Origin of the sequence: Geomonas anaerohicana, from assembly GCF_016458305.1 — a bacterium.
Classification (GTDB): Bacteria; Desulfobacterota; Desulfuromonadia; order Geobacterales; family Geobacteraceae; genus Geomonas; species Geomonas anaerohicana.
Map to the genome: position 1 here is coordinate 140,783 of NZ_JAEMHL010000004.1, position 17,906 is coordinate 158,688.

Consider the following 17,906-nt stretch of genomic DNA (forward strand, 5'->3'; position numbering starts at 1 on the left):
GGATATCATTGAACTTTTCCGGCCACTGTTCCACGATCGCCCCCAAAAGGAGAACGACAATTTCTGCCCCTGACGTTTCCCACATCAGAAACATAGGCATCATTTCCCATATCGATGCAGGGAAGACCACGGTCACTGAGCGTATCCTCTTCTACAGCGGAGAGACGCACAAGATGGGCGAGGTGCACGACGGCCAGGCGGTCATGGATTGGATGCCGCAGGAACAGGAACGCGGCATCACCATTACGGCCAGCGCAACCTCCTGCCGCTGGGGTGACAACCGGATCAACATGATCGACACTCCGGGGCACATCGATTTCACCATCGAGGTAGAGCGTAGCGTCCGGGTTCTGGACGGAGCGGTGGCCATCTTCAGTGCCGTCGAGGGGGTGCAGCCCCAGAGCGAGCTGGTCTGGCGCCAGGCGGATCGCTACCGGGTGCCCAGGGTCTGTCTGATCAACAAGATGGACCGGATGGGGGCGGACCACGGCCACGTGCTGGCACACATGGAGGAACGCCTGGGGGCGCGGGCCGCCCTGCTGCAGCTGCCACTGGGAACGGAGACCGCCTTTTCGGGGGTGATCGATCTTGTCGGTGAAGAGGTGCTTACCTTCTCGGAGCAGGACCTGGGGAGGACGGTGCTGCGCGCACCGGTGCCCGCCGAATACGAGGAAGCGGTACAGCAGGCACGCCTTGAGCTGACGGAGGTGGTTGCAGACTTCGACGACCAGGTGATGGCGGATTTTCTCGAGGGGCGCAAGGTGGCGGCGGCAGATCTGCACCGGGCCCTGCGCAAGGGAACGCTTTCCTGCCAGATCTTCCCGGTGCTGCTGGGGTCAGCGCTGCGCAACAAGGGGGTGCAGCCGGTCCTCGACGCGGTCTGCCTCTACCTGCCGTCCCCCCTGGACCTCCCGGTCATGGTGGGGAGGCGCCCGGGCAGCGGGGAGGCGGAGAGTTTCAGTTGCGACCCGGACCAGCCCCTGCGCGCAGTGGCCTTCAAGGTGATGGCGGAGGAGGGGAGGCGGCTTACCTACCTGCGCATTTACTCAGGCAGGGTGAAGACGGGGGCCACCCTCTTGAACGCGAGCCGCGGCGGCAATGAGCGCGTCAGGCACCTGTTCCGGATGCACGCGCACAGAAGGGAGGAGGTTGCCGAGGCGGTGGCGGGCGACATCGTGGCCGTGACCGGTTGCCAGGCGACCCTGACCGGCGATACCCTCTGCGACCCAGCGCACCCACTGCTCTTGGAAGGGGTGAGCGTGCCCGAGCCGGTGGTCTCGCTGGCCGTTGAGGCAAAGGGGGGTGAGGACCGGGCGCATCTTTTGGGGACGCTGGAATTTTTCCAGTGGGAGGACCCGACCTTCCGGGTGCACGAGGACAAGGAGACCGGGCAGACCATCCTGACCGGTATGGGTGAGTTGCACCTGGAGATCGTCATCGACCGGCTGCGGCGCGAGTATGGCGTGCAGGTGAAGACTGGGCGGCCGCGGGTGGTGTATCGCGAGACGCTCCGGCGCGAGGTAACCCGGCGCGAGGTTTTCCAGGCCCTGGCGGACAAGCGCCCGGAACCTGCCGAGCTGTTACTGCGCCTGGCCCCGCTCTCCCGTGGCAGCGGCATCAAAACGGTGCTCCCGAAGCCGACCCCGCCGATCACGGCCGAACTGCTGGCCGTGGTGCAGGAGAGCCTGCTGGATGCGTGCAGCGGCGGGAGCCTCACCGGGTACGCCCTGACCGATCTCGAGGTGGGGGTGCTGGAGGTTCCGGTAGAGCCGGGTGCGCCGGCACCGTCGGAACTTGCCCTGCGCGGGGCGGCCCTGCGCGGCGTGGTGCTGGCGGCGCGCGAGGGCGCTCCCATGCTGCTGGAGCCGATCATGAAACTGGAGTTGGAGACGCCTACGGAGCACCTGGGGAAGGTGCTCGGGGGACTGCAGCAGAAACGGGGCCGGGTGGAGGGGCTGGACCGGCGCGGAGAACTGGAGCTGGTCAAGGCGACCGTTCCCCTGGCGGAGATGTTCGGCTACATGACCGAGCTGCGCAGCGCGACCAAGGGGCGCGGCAGCTACACCATGGAGTTCCAGGGCTTTGAAGAGGCTCCTGCGGAGGTGCAGGAGCGCTTCGGGCTCACCTAGCGAGAAGGGGACTGGCTCCGCAGGTGCCTGTCCCCCTCTGCCCCCCACCCCCTACCCCCCTTCCGCGAGGGGAGGCGGGACCCTTTTGCTGCCTCTGTGCCCCTCTGTCAGCACCTGGGGCCCCTGCGCCGTGTGTCGCAGTGCTTCATCACCTCGGTGAGCGCCTGCATGGTGTAGGGCTTCTGGATAAAGGCGAGGTAGCCCGCTCCGGAGAGCTTCCGGGTCACCTCCTGCTCGCTGTAGCCGCTGGAAATGATCACCTTCACCTCTGCGTCGATCTTCCTCAACTCCTGGTAGGTTTGCTCCCCATCCATATGCGGCATGGTCAGGTCGAGGACCACGAAGCGCACGTCGCCCCGGTCGCGGTACAGTTCCACCGCCTTTGCCCCGCTGAGTGCCGTCACCACCTGGTAGCCCAACTGCTCCAGCATGGAGGCCCCCACGCTGCAGATGAATTCCTCGTCGTCCACCAGCAGCACCGTCCCACTCCCCTGCCACGCTTCCTCCGGCGCCGGTTGCTGCTCCGCTGCCTCATCCGGGAGCGGCAGGTCGCTGGCAGGCAGTATGACGGTGAAGGTGGTCCCGTGGCCTGGCCTGCTGTCGACCTTGATGGCGCCCCGGTGTCCCCTGATGATGCCGAGCACCGCGGACATCCCCAGCCCCCGGCCGGTGAACTTGGTAGTGAAGAAGGGATCGAAGATGCGGGAGAGTGTGGTTTCGTCCATGCCGCAGCCGTCGTCCTCCACCTGCAGGAACAGGTATTCCCCCGCCTTGATTTCCTTTTCGGACCAGGCCCCCTTCAGGTACTGCTCATCGAAATGACGGATGCCACTGCGGATGGTGATGGTTCCTCCCCGGTCGCCGATCGCCTCAGAGGCGTTGATCACCAGGTTCATCACGATCTGGCGCAACTGGGTAGAATCCGCCTGCACCGGCGGAAGCTCCTGGGGCAACTCCAGCACCAGCCGGGACTTCTTGGATATGGAGACCTCCAACAGGTGGATCATCTCGGTCAGCAGGGCGTTCAGGGCGACCGGCTCCACCACGAACATCCCCTTGCCGGAGTAGGCGAGCATCTGCCGGGCCAGGTCCGCCGCCCTGATGGCGCCCTTCTCTATGTTCTGCAGGTTCTCCACCGCAGGCGAGGCGGGGTCGATGCGCATCAGCCCCAGGCTCGAGTTGCCGAGAATCCCGGTCAGGATGTTGTTGAAGTCGTGGGCGATGCCGCCGGCCAGGATGCCGAGGCTCTCCAACTTCTGGGCATGCAGCAGCTGCTGCTCCAGTCTCAGGCGCTCCTCCTCGTGGATGCGGCGCTCCAGTTCCGCTGCGGCGCGGCCGCTCACCATTTGCAGGATCTCTTCCGCCAGCTCTCGGTTCGCCAGCGGCTTGCGGCCGATGGTCGCGATCAGCCCGATGGGGACCCCGGTGGAACCCCACAGCACAACGCCCAGGTAGCTCTCGGCCTTAAGGTCCTGCAGCACCTGGTCGTTGGGGAACAGCTGGCGCACTCCCTCGCGGTAGCAGCAGATGTTGTGCCCCACCACCTCCCCGCACGGGGTCTCCTTGAGGGTGTAGCGGACGTTCTCCTCGAAGTTGCCGTTGTAGTAGACCGCCAGCGTGCGGGCCCAGAGGTTTCCTTCCTCCAGCCGGTCGATGCAGATGAAATCCATCTCCAGGGTGCCGGCCAGATAGCGGGCCAGGCGATGGAAGAACTGCTCGTCGGGCGTGGGCGAGGTGTGGGACTGGGCCAGGAAGGCGAGGCACTCCTCGGTGCGCTTTCTCTTGGTGATCACCTCGAAGACGAGGACGAAGCATCCCGGCTCCGGGCTGTAGACCGAGATCGAGAGCCACTCGCTGATGGCGTTGACGTAACACTCCATCTGCTCCGGTTTCCCGCTCAGGGCCACGCGCCGGAAGGCGGCCAGCAGCTCGGGGTCCGAATCCCACAGCCCCGGCAGTACCTCGCTCATCCGTCTCCCCCCCGCCGCGTGCAGACCGGTGAGCCGTTCGAAGCTGTGGTTCACCTCCAGGAACACGAAATCGAGGGGGAGCGCGGAGTCGAGGATCATTCTGCAGTAGGCGAAGCCGTTCAGCATGTTGTCGAACAGGGAGCGATAGCGCTCTTCGCTCTTCTTGAGGCTTTCCTCGGCCTGCTTGCTTCGGGTGATGTCCATCCCGCTGGCCTGGAATTCCACCACCTGCCCGACCTCGTCCATGATTACGGTGTTGTTCCACTTTTGCCAGACCAGGCGCCCATCGGGGAGCCATGCCCGGACCTCCAGCGACTGGCTCTGGGTTGCCTCGGTCATGCTCTCGACGCAGCGGATCAGGGCTTCGCGGTCCTGCAGGAAAAAGAAGGGGTAAAAATTATGACCCAGCAGTTCCTCCCGCTCCTTTTGGAGGTAGCGGCAGTAGGTGTCGTTGACGAAGGTGAGCGTGCCGCCGCGCCGGTAGCGGACCACGAACTCGGCCTGGGTCTGTACCATGGCGCGATAGCGGGATTCGCTCTCGTGCAGCGCCCTTTCGGTCTCGGCGATTTCTCTGAAGACCACGCAGACGTGGGAGGGGGAGGTTGCGTCCTTCGAGGTGAGCGGCATGGCGTCCATGCAGACCGGCACCAGGCGCCCTCTGCGGCGGTTGTGGATGGCAAGGTTGACCTCGCGGGCGGGGTTCCCCTGGAAGGCGGACATGGCGGGATGCTGGTCGGGCGGCAGAGGGGCCCCCTGGACGGTACAGAGTTGCCACTGGGGGGAGGCGCTGTTGTGGCGCAGGAACAGGTCGCGCTCCATCCCGAAGATCTCGAGAGCCGCGGCATTGACATGCAGCGGCGTGCCGTCCGGGCTCTGGATGAACATGCCCAAGGGGAGTTCGTCGAACAGGGCGTGGCATTGCTCCAGCGATTCGAACATCGGCGTGTCTCCGCGTGTGGTTTTGCCGGTCAGGGTGGAGAAGCACAACAAAATACGTTTATATCAGATCATGTTGAATGTTCAATTGTGGGTTCGTGTATCAATGCGACGAATGGTAGTAGAAATGTCGGTTGCTTTGAAGGGCCGTGACAGTGCTGCTTGTCAAAGGCCCGGCGCGCGGCGACGGTTTTTTGAGCCGTTGTCCTTTATGTTGCACCCCTATGCCAGTGACATTGACGGCAAATCGGAATGTTATGGCATTGGTTGGATTATTGCATACACATGTGGGTCTGCCTATCCTGTCTAAAAAGGAGCAATCCGTGTTTTTGATGCTCAAATCGTCCCCCGACCGCAGGGGAAATCGCCATCCCAAACAGCAGTCTCTGCTGGACCGTAATGCCAACCTCGTCCCCAGGCACGACCTGAGGATGCCGCTGCCTCCCCGCCAGGTCCGGCTCTGCATCGGCGAAGGGCTCTTCTGCCAGGAGGCGCCACTCTTTTAAAGACAGTCCTTCCCGCTGGCGCAGGGGCTGTTTTTCTGCCACAATGTCTCCCGCCCCATCGAGGAGCACACGGGAGGTTCTTCAATGTCCGGATTCGCGGCACCCATAAAAATAGGCGTCAGTTCCTGTCTCTTGGGGGAGAAGGTACGCTATGACGGCGGCCACAAGCACGACCCCTACCTCACCTCGGTCCTGGGGCGGTTTTTCAGTTTCGTGCCGGTCTGTCCCGAGGTGGAGTGCGGCATGACCACGCCGCGCGAGGCGATGCGCCTGGAAGGTGACCCGGGAGAGCCGCGGCTCATGACCCACCGGACCCGCATCGACAAGACCGAACAGATGCTGGAGTTCTGCCGCAAGAAGGTTGAGCAGTTGGCGCACGAGGACCTGTGCGGCTTCGTCTTCAAGAAGGGCTCCCCTTCCTCGGGGCTGTTCCGGGTCAAGGTGTACCGGGAGGGGCTCCCGCCGGCCAGCGGCAGCGGCCTCTTCGCTGCGGCGGTGGTGCGGCGCTTCCCGCAACTTCCCGTGGAGGAGGAGGGGAGGCTGAATGATCCGGTGTTGCGGGAAAACTTCATCGAGCGTGTCTTCGCCTTTCGGCGCTGGAAGGATTTCCTCGCCCAGAGCCCGGACCTGGGCAAGCTGGTGCAGTTTCACACCTGCCAGAAGCTGCTGATCATGTCGCACAGCACCCAGCTCTACCGCGACCTGGGGGCACTGGTGGCCAGGGGGAAGGAACTCCCTCTGACCGAGTTGCTGGAGCGCTACCAGGAACTCTACATGGGGGCCTTGGCTCTGCACGCGACGGTGAAGAAGCAGACCAATGTGCTGATGCACGTCATGGGCTACTTCAAGAAGCACCTCACAGCCGAGGAGAAGCAGGAGCTCTTGCAGCTCATCGAGCAGTATCACGACGGGCTGGTGCCGCTGGTGGTGCCGCTCACCCTGCTCAAGCATTACGTCGTCAAGTACCGGCAGGAGTACCTGCAGCAGCAGGTCTACCTGGCCCCCCACCCGGCGGAACTCATGCTGCGCAACCACGTCTAGCCGCTCTCCGGCTGATCATCCGCAAACCAGCCCATTAGATTTTCTCTATCCCGGAGCGCCCTCTTCGGCTATAGTTTGCCAATTCCGCAACTGAAGAGGTGCCGTATGGAAGCGACACGCGAGATCTACTGGAACGTCAACCACGCCCTGATCTGGGTCATGTACCTGTTCGCCTTCCTCGCCCTGGGCGGGTGCGCCTGGGGCTTCTGGTCGCGCCTCCCCCTGTACCGGCAGGGGAAGCCCCTGGACCGGCTGGACCGGCTCCCCTTACGCCTGCAGCTCATGGTGCGAGGCGCCCTTACCCAGGCCAAGGTACTTCGGGTGCAGGTGCCGGGGACGCTGCATGCCTTCTTCTTCTGGGGATTTCTGCTGCTCTTCATCGGCACGCTGCTCATCATGCTGCAGGCAGACTTTACCGCACCGCTCGCCGGGTGGACCTTTCTGAAGGGAACCTTCTACAAGGGCTATTCCCTCGTCCTCGACCTGGCCGGCATCATCGCCATCCTCATGCTGGGCGGGCTCTTCGTGCGCCGCTTCCTGGTCAGGCCGCCGGCGCTCCCGACCAAAAGGGACGATTACCTCGCCCACGCGCTTCTCTTTACCATCCTCGTCACCGGTTTCGTGGTGGAGGCGCTCCGGATGGCCGCCACCGAGGTGCACCAGAACCCGGAACTGGCACGGCTCTCCCCCGGCGGGCTGCTGCTCACCCCGCTGTTCGCGGGCATGGACCTTGCCGCCATCTCCGCTACCCACAAGGCGCTCTGGTGGCTGCACTTCTTCCTTGCCATGGCCTTCATCGTCGCCATCCCCTGGACCAAGCTGCGGCACCTGTTCACCGACCCGGCCAACTACCTGTTCACGGACCTGCGCCCCAAGGGGGCCATCGACACCATCAACCTGGAAGACGAGAGCGCGGAGCAGTACGGTGCAGCCAAGGCCATCGATCTCGCCTGGAAGGACATCTACGACGCCGACGCCTGCACGCTCTGCAAGCGCTGCCAGGACCGCTGCCCCGCCTGGAACACCGAAAAGCCGCTATCCCCGATGCGGGTGGTGCAGCAGGTGGGGGAGATGGCGCTCAACGACCCGCAGGGCGATCTCTGCCGCTACGTCACCGAGGAGGTGCTCTGGGACTGCACCACCTGCCGTGCCTGCCAGGAGATCTGTCCGGTGGACATCGAGCACGTCAACAAGATCCTGGAGATGCGCCGGAACCTGGCCCTCATGGAGGGGACCTTCCCCGGGGACGAGGTGCGCACCGCCATGGGCAACTACGAGGTGAACGGCAACCCCTTCGGCCTCGCCTGGGCCGAGCGGGGCGCGTGGGCCGAGGGGCTGGACGTGGTCACCCTGGAGAGCGGCGAGCCTTTCGACGTGATGTATTTCGTCGGGTGCTACGCCTCCTTCGACCGCAGGAACAAGGAGGTGGCCAAGGCCTTCGCGAAGATCTGCTCTGCGGCGGGGATCCGGCTCGGCATCCTGGGCAAGGAGGAGAAGTGCTGCGGGGAACCGCCGCGCAAGCTGGGCAACGAGTACCTGTACCAGACCATGGCCCAGGAGAACATCGAGCGCATCAAGGGGTACGGCGTGAAGGAGATCGTGACCACCTGTCCGCACTGCTTCAACGCCCTGGTCCGCGACTACCGCGAGCTCGGGCTGGAGGTCCCGGTGCGTCACTACACGACGTTCCTGGCGGAACTCGTTGAGCAGGGGCGGCTGCAGCTCGCTGCCGGCGAGAGCTTCGACTGCACCTATCACGACTCCTGCTACATCGGCCGCTACGCCGACATCTTCGAGCCGCCGCGCGAGATCCTGCAGCGCCTGGGGGGCAACATCGCCGAGATGGACAGAAACCGCATGGAGAGCTTCTGCTGCGGCGGGGGAGGGGGGCGCATCCTCGCCGAGGAGAGGGTGGGGACTCGCATCAGCGCCGCCCGGGTGCAGATGGCCGGCGAGACCCGCGCCCCGATGCTGGTCTCCAACTGTCCGTTCTGCCTGACCATGTTCGAGGATGGCATCAAGACCGGCGGCCTGGATGGGAGCATGACGGCGCGCGACCTGGCCGAGCTGGTGGCGGCGCGGCTCCCGGCTTGACCTAAAGGGGGGCTGGCTCCGCAGGGGGCTGTCCCCTTTGCTCTTCGCTCTTTTCTCATGAGCTTCATTGACTTGTGCACTTTAAGCGTGCGATAGTGTGATGGGCCTCCCGCTACCGACGGCAGCCGGGGGCGCCCGCATCCCAGCTTTAAGGACGGAGCAGTGGTCCAGCGCGCCTTGACAGGCAAAACGCAATCGTTCGGCACAAGGTTTCTCCGCCTTCCCCCGGATCTCACCGGCACAACCCTCCTGATCTTTTTCCTGCTGCTGGTCCCGCTGTGTCTTTGCGCGCGTGCCGATTTTATCCCCGAGCCGGCGCACCAGGGCACACCCGCCACGGTCGTCGTGGGCGGCGACCGTGCCTATCCCCCCTACGAGTTCGTTGACAAGGACGGCAACCCCGCCGGCTACAACGTCGACCTGACCCGCGCCATCGCCGAGGTGATGGGGCTCAAGGTCCGTTTCGTGTTCGGCAACTGGTCCGAGGTGCGCGCCGGGCTGCAAAACGGCAGCATCGACATCCTGCAGGGGCTCTCCTACTCGGCGCAGCGCCTGAACACGGTCGAGTTCTCGCCGCCGCACACCATCGTGCACCACGCCATCTTCGCCCGGCGCGATACCAAGCCGGTCAAGAGCCTGGAAGAGTTGCGCGGCAAGAAGGTGCTGGTATTCCAGGCCGGTATCATGCACGAACGCCTGAAGCAGATGGGGTTTGAAAAAGACCTGGTGCTCACCCCGACGCCGGCCGAGGCGCTCCGGCTGCTTGCCTCCGGGAAGGGGGACTACGCGGTGGTGGCCCAGCTCCCCGGCATCTACCTGATCCGCGAGCTGCGCCTGTCCAACCTGGTGCCGGTCGCCAAGGCGGTGGTGAGCGAGCAGTACTGCTACGCCGTGCAGCGCGGCGACAAGGAACTCCTGGCCCGCTTCAACGAGGGGCTTGCCATCGTCATCAAGACCGGCCAGTACGCCCAGATCTACAACCGCTGGCTGGGTGTGAACGATCCCCCCAGGGTGACCAGGGAGCTTGCCCTCAAGTACGGCGCCATGATCCTGGCCCCCCTGCTGATCGTCTTGGCGGCGATCGCCCTCTGGTCCAAGACCCTGCACAAACGGGTGGCGGAGCGGACCACGGCCCTGGCCCAGGAGGTTGCCGAGCGCAACAAGGCCCTGGAGGAGTTGAAACGGCACCAGGACAAGCTGATCCAGGCCGACAAGATGACCTCGCTGGGGACCCTGGTCTCCGGCGTGGCGCACGAGATCAACAACCCCAACGGCCTGCTCCTCTTGGACATCCCGGTGCTGAAGCGGGTGCATGACGACGCGGAGGAGATCCTGGAGGAACATTACCGCGAGCACGGCGACTTCATGCTGGGCGGGGTGCTCTACTCGGAGATGCGCGACGAGATCCCGCGCATCCTGGACGAGATGCAGGACGGCGCCCAGCGCATCAAGCGCATCGTCAACGATCTGAAGGATTTTGCCCGCAAGGACATGGGGCAGAAGTCGCTGGTCGACCTGGACGCGGTGGCGAGGACGGCCCTGAGGCTCGTCGACCCGACCATCCGCTCTTCCACCAACCACTTCCAGACCGCCTGGCATGGCTCGCTGCCGCAGATCCTGGGCAACGGGCAGCGCATCGAGCAGGTCATCGTCAACCTGGTCCTCAATGCCTGCCAGGCCCTTCCCGACCGGGAGTGTGGGGTGTTCGTGGGCACCAGCTACGATGCGGCCCGGGGGGTAGTGCAGCTCCAGGTAACCGACCAGGGGGTGGGGGTGGCGCAGGAGCACCTCCCATACCTGCTCGATCCCTTCTTCACCACCAAGCGCGACAGCGGCGGCACCGGCCTCGGCCTCTCCGTTTCCGCCGGGATCATCGAGGACCACGGCGGGGCGCTGCAGTTTCAGTCCACCCCGGGGGCGGGCACCACGGTGACCCTTTCCTTCCCCGTCCCCGACAGGAGTTCGGCAACATGAAAAAGACCCTCTACCCCGGTTTCGGCATCCTGCTCGTCGATGACGAGCCCGCCTGGCTCAAGTCGTTCGCGCTCACGCTGAAGAGCTGCGCCGGGATCAACAACATCGTCACCTGCCAGGAGAGCCGCGAAGTGATGGGGCTGCTGGACAAGGGGGGCATCGGCCTCGTGCTCCTGGATCTCACCATGCCGCAGCCGTGCGGAGAGACGCTGTTGCAGCAGATCGGCGAGAGCCACCCCGGCATCATGACCATCATCGTGAGCGGCATGAACCAGCTGGAGACCGCCGTGCGTTGCATGAAGCTGGGCGCCTTCGACTACATCGTCAAGACCGACGAGGAGGACCGCCTGGTGGGGGGCGTGTTGCGCGCGGTGCGCATCCTGGAACTGCAGCAGGAGTTCCGCACCATGTCGGACCGGATGCTGTCGCGCGAGCTGAAGCACCCCGAGGCCTTCGTCGATATCGTCACCGCCGATCCGCGCATGCACGACCTGTTCAACTACGTGGAGGCGGTCTCCCCGAGCCACCAGCCGCTTTTGATCACCGGCGAGAGCGGCGTGGGCAAGGAACTGGTCGCCCGCGCCGTGCACACCCTGAGCGGCTGCTCGGGCCCGCTGGTCGCCGTCAACGTGGCGGGGCTGGACGATACCGTGTTTGCCGACACCCTCTTCGGTCACGTGCGCGGTGCCTACACCGGCGCGGACCAGGCGCGCCCTGGCATGATAGAGCAGGCCGGCAACGGGACGCTGTTTCTGGACGAGATCGGCGACCTGAGCATCGCTTCGCAGGTGAAACTCTTACGTCTGCTCCAGGAAGGCGAATACTTTCCGCTTGGGGGTGACCGTCCCAAGAGGATGAATGCGCGCATCGTGGTGGCAACCCACCGCGATCTGGCGGCCCGGGAGGCGGCCGGTGAGTTCCGGCGCGACCTCTACTACCGTCTCTGCACCCACCGCATCAACATCCCGCCGCTTAGGGAGAGGCCCGGGGACATCCCCATGCTGCTGGACTACTTCCTGGCCGAGGCGGCCAAGTCGCTCGGGAAGAAGAAGCCGACCCCGCCCAAGGAACTGGCCCAGGTGCTGGCCACCTACAGCTTCCCCGGCAACGTGCGCGAGCTGCGCGGCATGGTCTACAACGCGGTCAGCCTGCACAAGGAACGCATCCTTTCCATGGAGAGCTTCCTGAAGGCGATCGGGCAAAGTCGCAATGCGGCACCCGTCCCTGCCAAAAATGAAAACCCGTTTGCCACTTTCGAGCGCCTCCCCACCTTCGTCGAGGCCGCCGAACTGCTGGTGGAGGAGGCCATAACCCGCGCCAATGGTGTCCAGGCCATTGCGGCGCGGCTTTTGGGCATCTCGGCGCCTGCCCTCAACAAGCGTCTCAAGATGTCGCGCAAGTAGTACCGGTGACGGGGGGAACAGCTCTCCCCCTCCCACCCCTCCCAGATTTTTTTCGCCTCATACTTCCCTTAAAGGTCATCCCGGCCGCCCATGCCGCTCCTGTGAGCGGCAATGGGCTTAACCTAGGTTAATTGCTTAACCGTGGTTAAGTCCTCCATCATGCCGAAACCAAGGCGTTTTCCCCATTGCAACAGCAAAGGTCTTTCCTTTGGTTAATACCTTTGCCGCCATGTCTCAGGCGTAAAACATTATTTTTCATCGTATAAACGGTTACTTGCATCCGTATACAGCCCTTTGGTATTCGTCTTGCTGATATAAAGTGTCAAACAGTGTTATCGGCTTTATGCCTTTGCGGGATCTATATTCCAGGTTCACACGAGCCACTCAAAAGGAGAGACCATGAAAACGAAGAAGTTCTACCAGGTTCTGTACTTCCAGGTGTTGTTGGCGATATCCATCGGTGTCGCGCTGGGCTACTACCTGCCCGACACCGGAGCGGCCATGAAGCCCCTGGGCGACGGCTTCATCAAGATGATCAAGATGATCATTACCCCGGTTATCTTCTGTACCGTGGTCACCGGCATCGCCGGCATGGATGACATGAAGAAGGTAGGCCGCGTCGGCGGCAAGGCGCTGCTCTACTTCGAAGTGGTCTCCACCCTGGCCCTGGGCATCGGCCTTTTGGTGATCAACGTGATCCAGCCGGGTGTGGGCATGAACGCCGACGTCACCAAGCTGGACACCAAGGGGCTGGCGACCTACACCGCCACCGCGGCCAAATCGCACAGCTTCGCCGATTTCGCCCTGAGCATCATCCCAAGCAGCGTCGTCGACGCCTTCGCCAAGGGTGAGATCCTCCAGGTGCTCTTCTTCGCCATCTTCTTCGGCCTGGCCCTTTCCGCACTGGGCGAGAAGGGGAAGCCGATCTACAAGTTCATCGATGACGTCTCCCACGCCCTGTTCGGGGTGGTCAACCTGATCATGAAGTTCGCCCCGATCGGCGCCTTCGGCGCCATGGCCTTCACCATTGGCAAGTTCGGCCTGGGCTCCCTGGCCAAGCTGGGCATGCTGATGGGGAGCTTCTACCTCACCTGCCTGTTGTTCATCTTCGTGGTGCTCGGCACCATCGGCAAGATCTGCGGCTTCAACATCTTCAAGTTCATCTCTTACATCAAGGAAGAACTCCTGATCGTACTGGGGACCTCCTCCTCCGAGTCCGCCCTGCCGCGCATGATGGCGAAGCTCGAGAACCTGGGCTGCACCAAGTCCGTGGTCGGCATGGTCATCCCGACCGGCTACTCCTTCAACCTGGACGGCACCTCCATCTACCTGACCATGGCCGCCATCTTCGTGGCCCAGGCCACCAACACCCCGCTCACCATGACCCAGACCATCACCATCCTGGGCGTGCTGATGCTGACCTCCAAGGGAGCTGCCGGCGTCACCGGCAGCGGCTTCGTGACGCTCGCCGCCACCTTCGCAGCCATCCCCACCATCCCGGTGGCGGGCCTGGCGCTGATCCTCGGTATCGACCGCTTCATGTCCGAGGCGCGCGCCCTGACCAACCTGGTCGGTAACGGCGTCGCCACCGTCGTCGTTTCCCGCTGGGAGAACGAGCTCGACCTGGAGCGCATGAACCGCGTGCTCAACAACCAGGAGGTCGAAGAGGAGCCCGAGATGGGGCTGCTCGAGCCGGAGCCGGAAGAGGCGTAAAGCCACGAGTTGGTAAGGGGGCGCCTGTGCTGCCCCGCCGGATGTCCCTGCTCCCCCTCCCTTGACGGGAGGGGGGGAACTCTGCGGCGCTTGACGCGAACCACGAAATCTAACACTTTGGCCCGCAAGGGGCTTTTGAAGAGAGGGCTAGCACGCCGTTGCTGCTGCCCTCTTTTTTTGAACCAAAAATTGGCAGCAAGAGGAGGATTGCATAGATGAGTAAGAAATTGGGAGCACTTGACTACCACTGCAACGGTAGAAAAGGGAAGATCGAAGTCATCGCCACCAAACCGTGTCAGACCGCGGCAGACCTGTCGCTTGCCTATTCGCCGGGCGTCGCCGAGCCCTGCCTGGCCATTCAGCAAAATCCCGATGATGCCTACAAGTACACCGCCAAGGGGAACCTGGTCGCCGTCGTTTCCAACGGCACCGCGGTGTTGGGGCTGGGCAACCTGGGCGCCCTGGCCGGCAAGCCGGTCATGGAGGGGAAGGGTGTCCTCTTCAAGCGTTTCGCCGACATCGACGTTTTCGACATCGAGTTGAACACCGAGAACCCGGACGAGATCATCAAGGCGTGCCAGTTGCTCGAGCCGACCTTCGGCGGCATCAACCTGGAGGACATCAAGGCGCCCGAGTGCTTCTACATCGAGGAAGAGCTGAAAAAGACCATGAACATCCCGGTCTTCCACGACGACCAGCACGGCACCGCCATCATCTGCTCGGCGGCGCTTCTGAACGCCCTGCAGCTTACCGGCAAGAAGATCGAGGATATCCGGATCGTGGTGAACGGCGCCGGCGCCTCGGCCAACTCCTGTGCCAAGCTCGCCATCGCCCTGGGGGTAAAACCCAACAACATGATCATGTGCGACACCAAGGGTGTCATCTACAAGGGGCGCACCGAAGGGATGAACAAGTACAAGGAACTCTTCGCCGCCGACACCCCGTTCCGCACCCTGGAGGAGGCGGCCAACGGCGCCGACATCCTCTTCGGCCTTTCCGTCAAGGGGGCCTTCACCCCGGAGATGGTGCGCTCCATGGCGCCTAACCCGATCATCTTCGCCATGGCGAACCCGGATCCCGAGATCACCCCGGAGGAGGCGCATGCGGTGCGCGGCGACGTAATCATGGCCACCGGCCGCTCCGATTACCCGAATCAGGTCAACAACGTGCTCGGTTTCCCCTTCATCTTCCGCGGGGCGCTGGACGTGCGCGCGACCGCCATCAACGAGGAGATGAAACTCGCCGCGGTGCACGCGCTGGCGAAGCTCGCCCGCGAGGAGGTGCCCGATTCCGTCTCCAAGGCCTACGGTAACGAAAAGTTCACCTTCGGTCCCAACTACATCATCCCCAAGCCGTTCGACCCGCGCGTCCTTCTGCACGTGGCGCCGGCCATCGCCCAGGCGGCCATGGACACCGGCGTGGCGCGCCAGCCCATCGAGGACATGGCGAAGTACATCGAGCAGTTGGAGTGCTCGCAGGGGCGCTCCAAGGAGATCATGCGCAGCATCATCAACAAGGCGAAGAGCGACCCCAAGAAGGTGGTCTTCCCCGAAGGTGACAACGAAAAGATCCTGCGTGCGGCCCAGACCCTGGTGGAAGAGGGGATCGCCCAGCCGATCCTGGTGGGCGACCGCAAGAAGATCCAGCAGAAGATGGACGACCTGAATCTCGACCTGGACGTCCCCATCGTCGACCCGACCGAGAGCGAGCATACCGAGGAGTACGCCCAAGAGTTGTACCGGTTGCGCCAGAGAAAAGGGATCACCAGCTCCGAGAGCAGCCGCATCATGCGCCGCAAGTCCCGCACCCACTTCGGCACCATGATGGTACACAAGGGGCATGCCGACGCGCTCCTGGGTGGTATCGACACCCATTACCCGGAAACCATCCGCCCGGCGCTGGAGGTGCTCGGCAAGCAGGCGGGGCTTTCCAGCGTGCACGGCCTGTACATGATGGTGTTCAAGAAGGGGGTGTATTTCCTCGCCGACACCACGGTCACCATAGATCCGACCGCGGAGGAACTGGCGGAGACCGCGATCCTCGCCGCCGAAAAGGTGGCCATGCTCGACGTGGAGCCGCGGATTGCCATGCTCTCCTTCTCCAACTTCGGCTCCGTGGAGCACCCGCAGGCCAGCAAGGTGAGGCGTGCGGTGGAGCTGGTCAAGGAGCGTGCCCCGCACCTGGTGGTCGAAGGGGAGATGCAGGCGGACACCGCCGTGGTCCCGGAGCTTCTGGACGGCTTCACCTTCTCGAAGCTGAAGACCCCGGCCAACGTGCTCATCTTCCCGGATCTCAACTCCGGCAACATCTGCTATAAACTGCTGCGCCGGCTCGGGGGCGCCGAATCCATCGGTCCCATCCTCATGGGGATGAACAAGCCGGTGCACGTGCTGCAGCGCGGCGACGACGTCAACGACATCGTCAACATGGCCGCCATCGCCGTTGTGGACGCCCAGAACCCATAGGTATTGATGCGTCGGAAACGAGTCCCCCGTCCCCCTCTGCGGAGGTGGAGCGGGGGATTTTTTTGTGCCCGCATTACGTTTCGTTTACGGTGTGTTTTATTTTCGGCTTTCGTTGTTTGCCCGCTTCTGCACTTCCAGATATGGCTGTATTACAATGTAACCAAATAACGTTGCCGGTGTCGTTCTACTGCGATGGTCCTGTTTGTCAGATCTCCGCACTTCTTCCTGATTCCCCGCGTAAATATCGATAATTCAAACATTCGTTCGAACAGGTGTGGTGGTGTTTTTGTTGGTTATCCCGGTCTTGATTCAGTGTAAATCATGGTCTTACCAATTTTTTTACTCAAAAATTATAAAAGTGTTTGCCATATTTCTGTCATGGGAGTATATGAGTGTTGTGCGGCGTTGACCCCCGGAAAACAGCCAAAATAAAACAAGAGACGGTTAATGTTATGCACTGGGTGGGTTCACTAAAACAAAGGCTTTAAGGAGGGAAAATGAACGTCCACGAATACCAGGCCAAGGCGATCCTGAGAAAATTCGGCGTGCCGGTCCCCGACGGCCACGTCTGCTACAACGGCGCCAGCGCCAGGGAATGGGCCAAGCGTTTGGGCGAGGGGCCCTGGGTGGTGAAGGCCCAGATCCACGCCGGCGGGCGCGGCAAGGGGGGCGGCGTCAAGCTGGCGCGCAGTTCCAGCGAAGTCCAGATGATCACCCGTGACATGCTGGGCATGACCCTGAGGACGCACCAGACCGGGCCGGAAGGCAAAGTCGTGCACCGGGTACTGGTGGAGAACGGTTGCAACATCGCCAACGAGCTCTACGTGAGCCTGCTGGTGGACCGCGGCACCTCCCGCGTCACCGTGATGGCCTCCACCGAAGGGGGCATGGACATCGAGGAGGTGGCGGCTAATACCCCCGAGAAGATCGTCACCGAAGCGGTCGATCCCCTGGTGGGGCTCACCCCGTTCCAGTGCCGCAAGATCGCCTTCAGCCTGGGGCTCAAGGGAAAGCTGACCAACAAGGCGGTCAAGGTCCTTACCAACCTCTATGCCACCTTCATTGCCTGTGACTGTTCGCTGCTGGAGATCAACCCGCTGGTGGTTACTGCCGAGGGCGAGCTGATCGCACTGGACGCTAAATTCGGCTTCGACGACAACGCCCTGTTCCGGCACCTGCAGATCGGCGACATGCGCGACTTCGACGAGGAGGACCCCAACGAGATCGAGGCAAGCCAGCACGACCTCTCCTACATCTCGCTCAACGGCAACATCGGCTGCCTGGTGAACGGCGCCGGACTCGCCATGGCCACCATGGATATCATCAAGCACTACGGCGGCGACCCGGCCAACTTCCTGGACGTCGGCGGCGGGGCCACCATCGAGCGCGTCACCGAGGCCTTCAAGATCATCCTCTCGGACAAGAACGTGAAGGGGATCCTGGTCAACATCTTCGGCGGCATCATGAAGTGCGACGTGATCGCCACCGGGGTAATCGAGGCGGCGCGCCAGGTCGGCATCCAGGTGCCGCTGGTGGTGCGCCTGGAGGGGACCAACGTGGAGCTGGGCAAGAAGCTTCTGGCCGAAAGCGGCCTCAACATAGTAGCCGCCGACGGCATGGCCGACGGAGCGCAGAAAATCGTGGCAGCCGTCGCGGCTGCCGCCTAGGGGGGACG

10 protein-coding genes are annotated in these 17,906 nt (G+C 63.2%); 9 read left to right on the top strand and 1 reads right to left on the bottom strand.

The window, feature by feature from the left end; translation table 11 throughout:
- Positions 1-59: 59 nt before the first annotated feature.
- The gene (fusA, locus tag JFN91_RS09775) at positions 60-2,129 is read left to right on the top strand and encodes an elongation factor G (RefSeq protein WP_328746754.1); all 2,070 of its coding nucleotides are present in this window, start codon (positions 60-62) and stop codon (positions 2,127-2,129) included.
- Between the two features lie 107 nt (positions 2,130-2,236).
- Here the strand turns inward: fusA and JFN91_RS09780 are convergent, their stop codons facing one another.
- Entirely contained in the window at positions 2,237-5,038 is a 2,802-nt protein-coding gene (locus tag JFN91_RS09780; RefSeq protein ID WP_199389025.1) for a PAS domain-containing sensor histidine kinase, read from the bottom strand.
- 329 nt (positions 5,039-5,367) lie between these two features.
- Here JFN91_RS09780 and JFN91_RS09785 point away from each other — a divergent pair, with 329 nt between their 5' ends.
- The 8 genes from JFN91_RS09785 (at position 5,368) to sucC (ending at position 17,898) form a co-directional block, all read left to right on the top strand.
- On the top strand, positions 5,368-5,541 hold the full coding sequence (locus tag JFN91_RS09785) for a hypothetical protein (protein ID WP_215907347.1): 174 nt from the start codon (positions 5,368-5,370) through the stop codon (positions 5,539-5,541).
- Positions 5,542-5,625: 84 nt separating this feature from the next.
- Positions 5,626-6,582 (top strand): YbgA family protein, encoded by a 957-nt coding sequence (locus tag JFN91_RS09790; RefSeq protein WP_199389027.1) that lies wholly within the window; start codon positions 5,626-5,628, stop codon positions 6,580-6,582.
- A 105-nt stretch (positions 6,583-6,687) separates the two neighbouring features.
- Positions 6,688-8,676, top strand: a complete 1,989-nt coding sequence (locus JFN91_RS09795) for a heterodisulfide reductase-related iron-sulfur binding cluster (protein ID WP_199389028.1) — start codon at positions 6,688-6,690, stop codon at positions 8,674-8,676.
- Positions 8,677-8,838: 162 nt separating this feature from the next.
- Positions 8,839-10,650 (top strand): transporter substrate-binding domain-containing protein, encoded by a 1,812-nt coding sequence (locus JFN91_RS09800; protein ID WP_199389029.1) that lies wholly within the window; start codon positions 8,839-8,841, stop codon positions 10,648-10,650.
- Positions 10,647-12,053 carry a sigma-54-dependent transcriptional regulator gene (locus JFN91_RS09805; RefSeq protein ID WP_199389030.1) on the top strand — a complete coding sequence of 469 codons (1,407 nt, stop codon included), beginning with the start codon at positions 10,647-10,649 and terminating at the stop codon, positions 12,051-12,053. Before JFN91_RS09800 ends, JFN91_RS09805 begins: the two co-directional genes overlap by 4 nt.
- Before the next feature lie 399 nt (positions 12,054-12,452).
- Entirely contained in the window at positions 12,453-13,766 is a 1,314-nt protein-coding gene (locus JFN91_RS09810) for a dicarboxylate/amino acid:cation symporter (RefSeq protein WP_199389031.1), read from the top strand.
- A gap of 215 nt (positions 13,767-13,981) precedes the next feature.
- Positions 13,982-16,231: an NADP-dependent malic enzyme gene (locus tag JFN91_RS09815; protein WP_199389032.1), complete on the top strand. Its 2,250-nt coding sequence runs from the start codon at positions 13,982-13,984 to the stop codon at positions 16,229-16,231.
- A gap of 497 nt (positions 16,232-16,728) precedes the next feature.
- Positions 16,729-17,898, top strand: a complete 1,170-nt coding sequence (gene sucC / locus JFN91_RS09820) for an ADP-forming succinate--CoA ligase subunit beta (protein WP_199389033.1) — start codon at positions 16,729-16,731, stop codon at positions 17,896-17,898.
- Positions 17,899-17,906 lie beyond the last annotated feature (8 nt).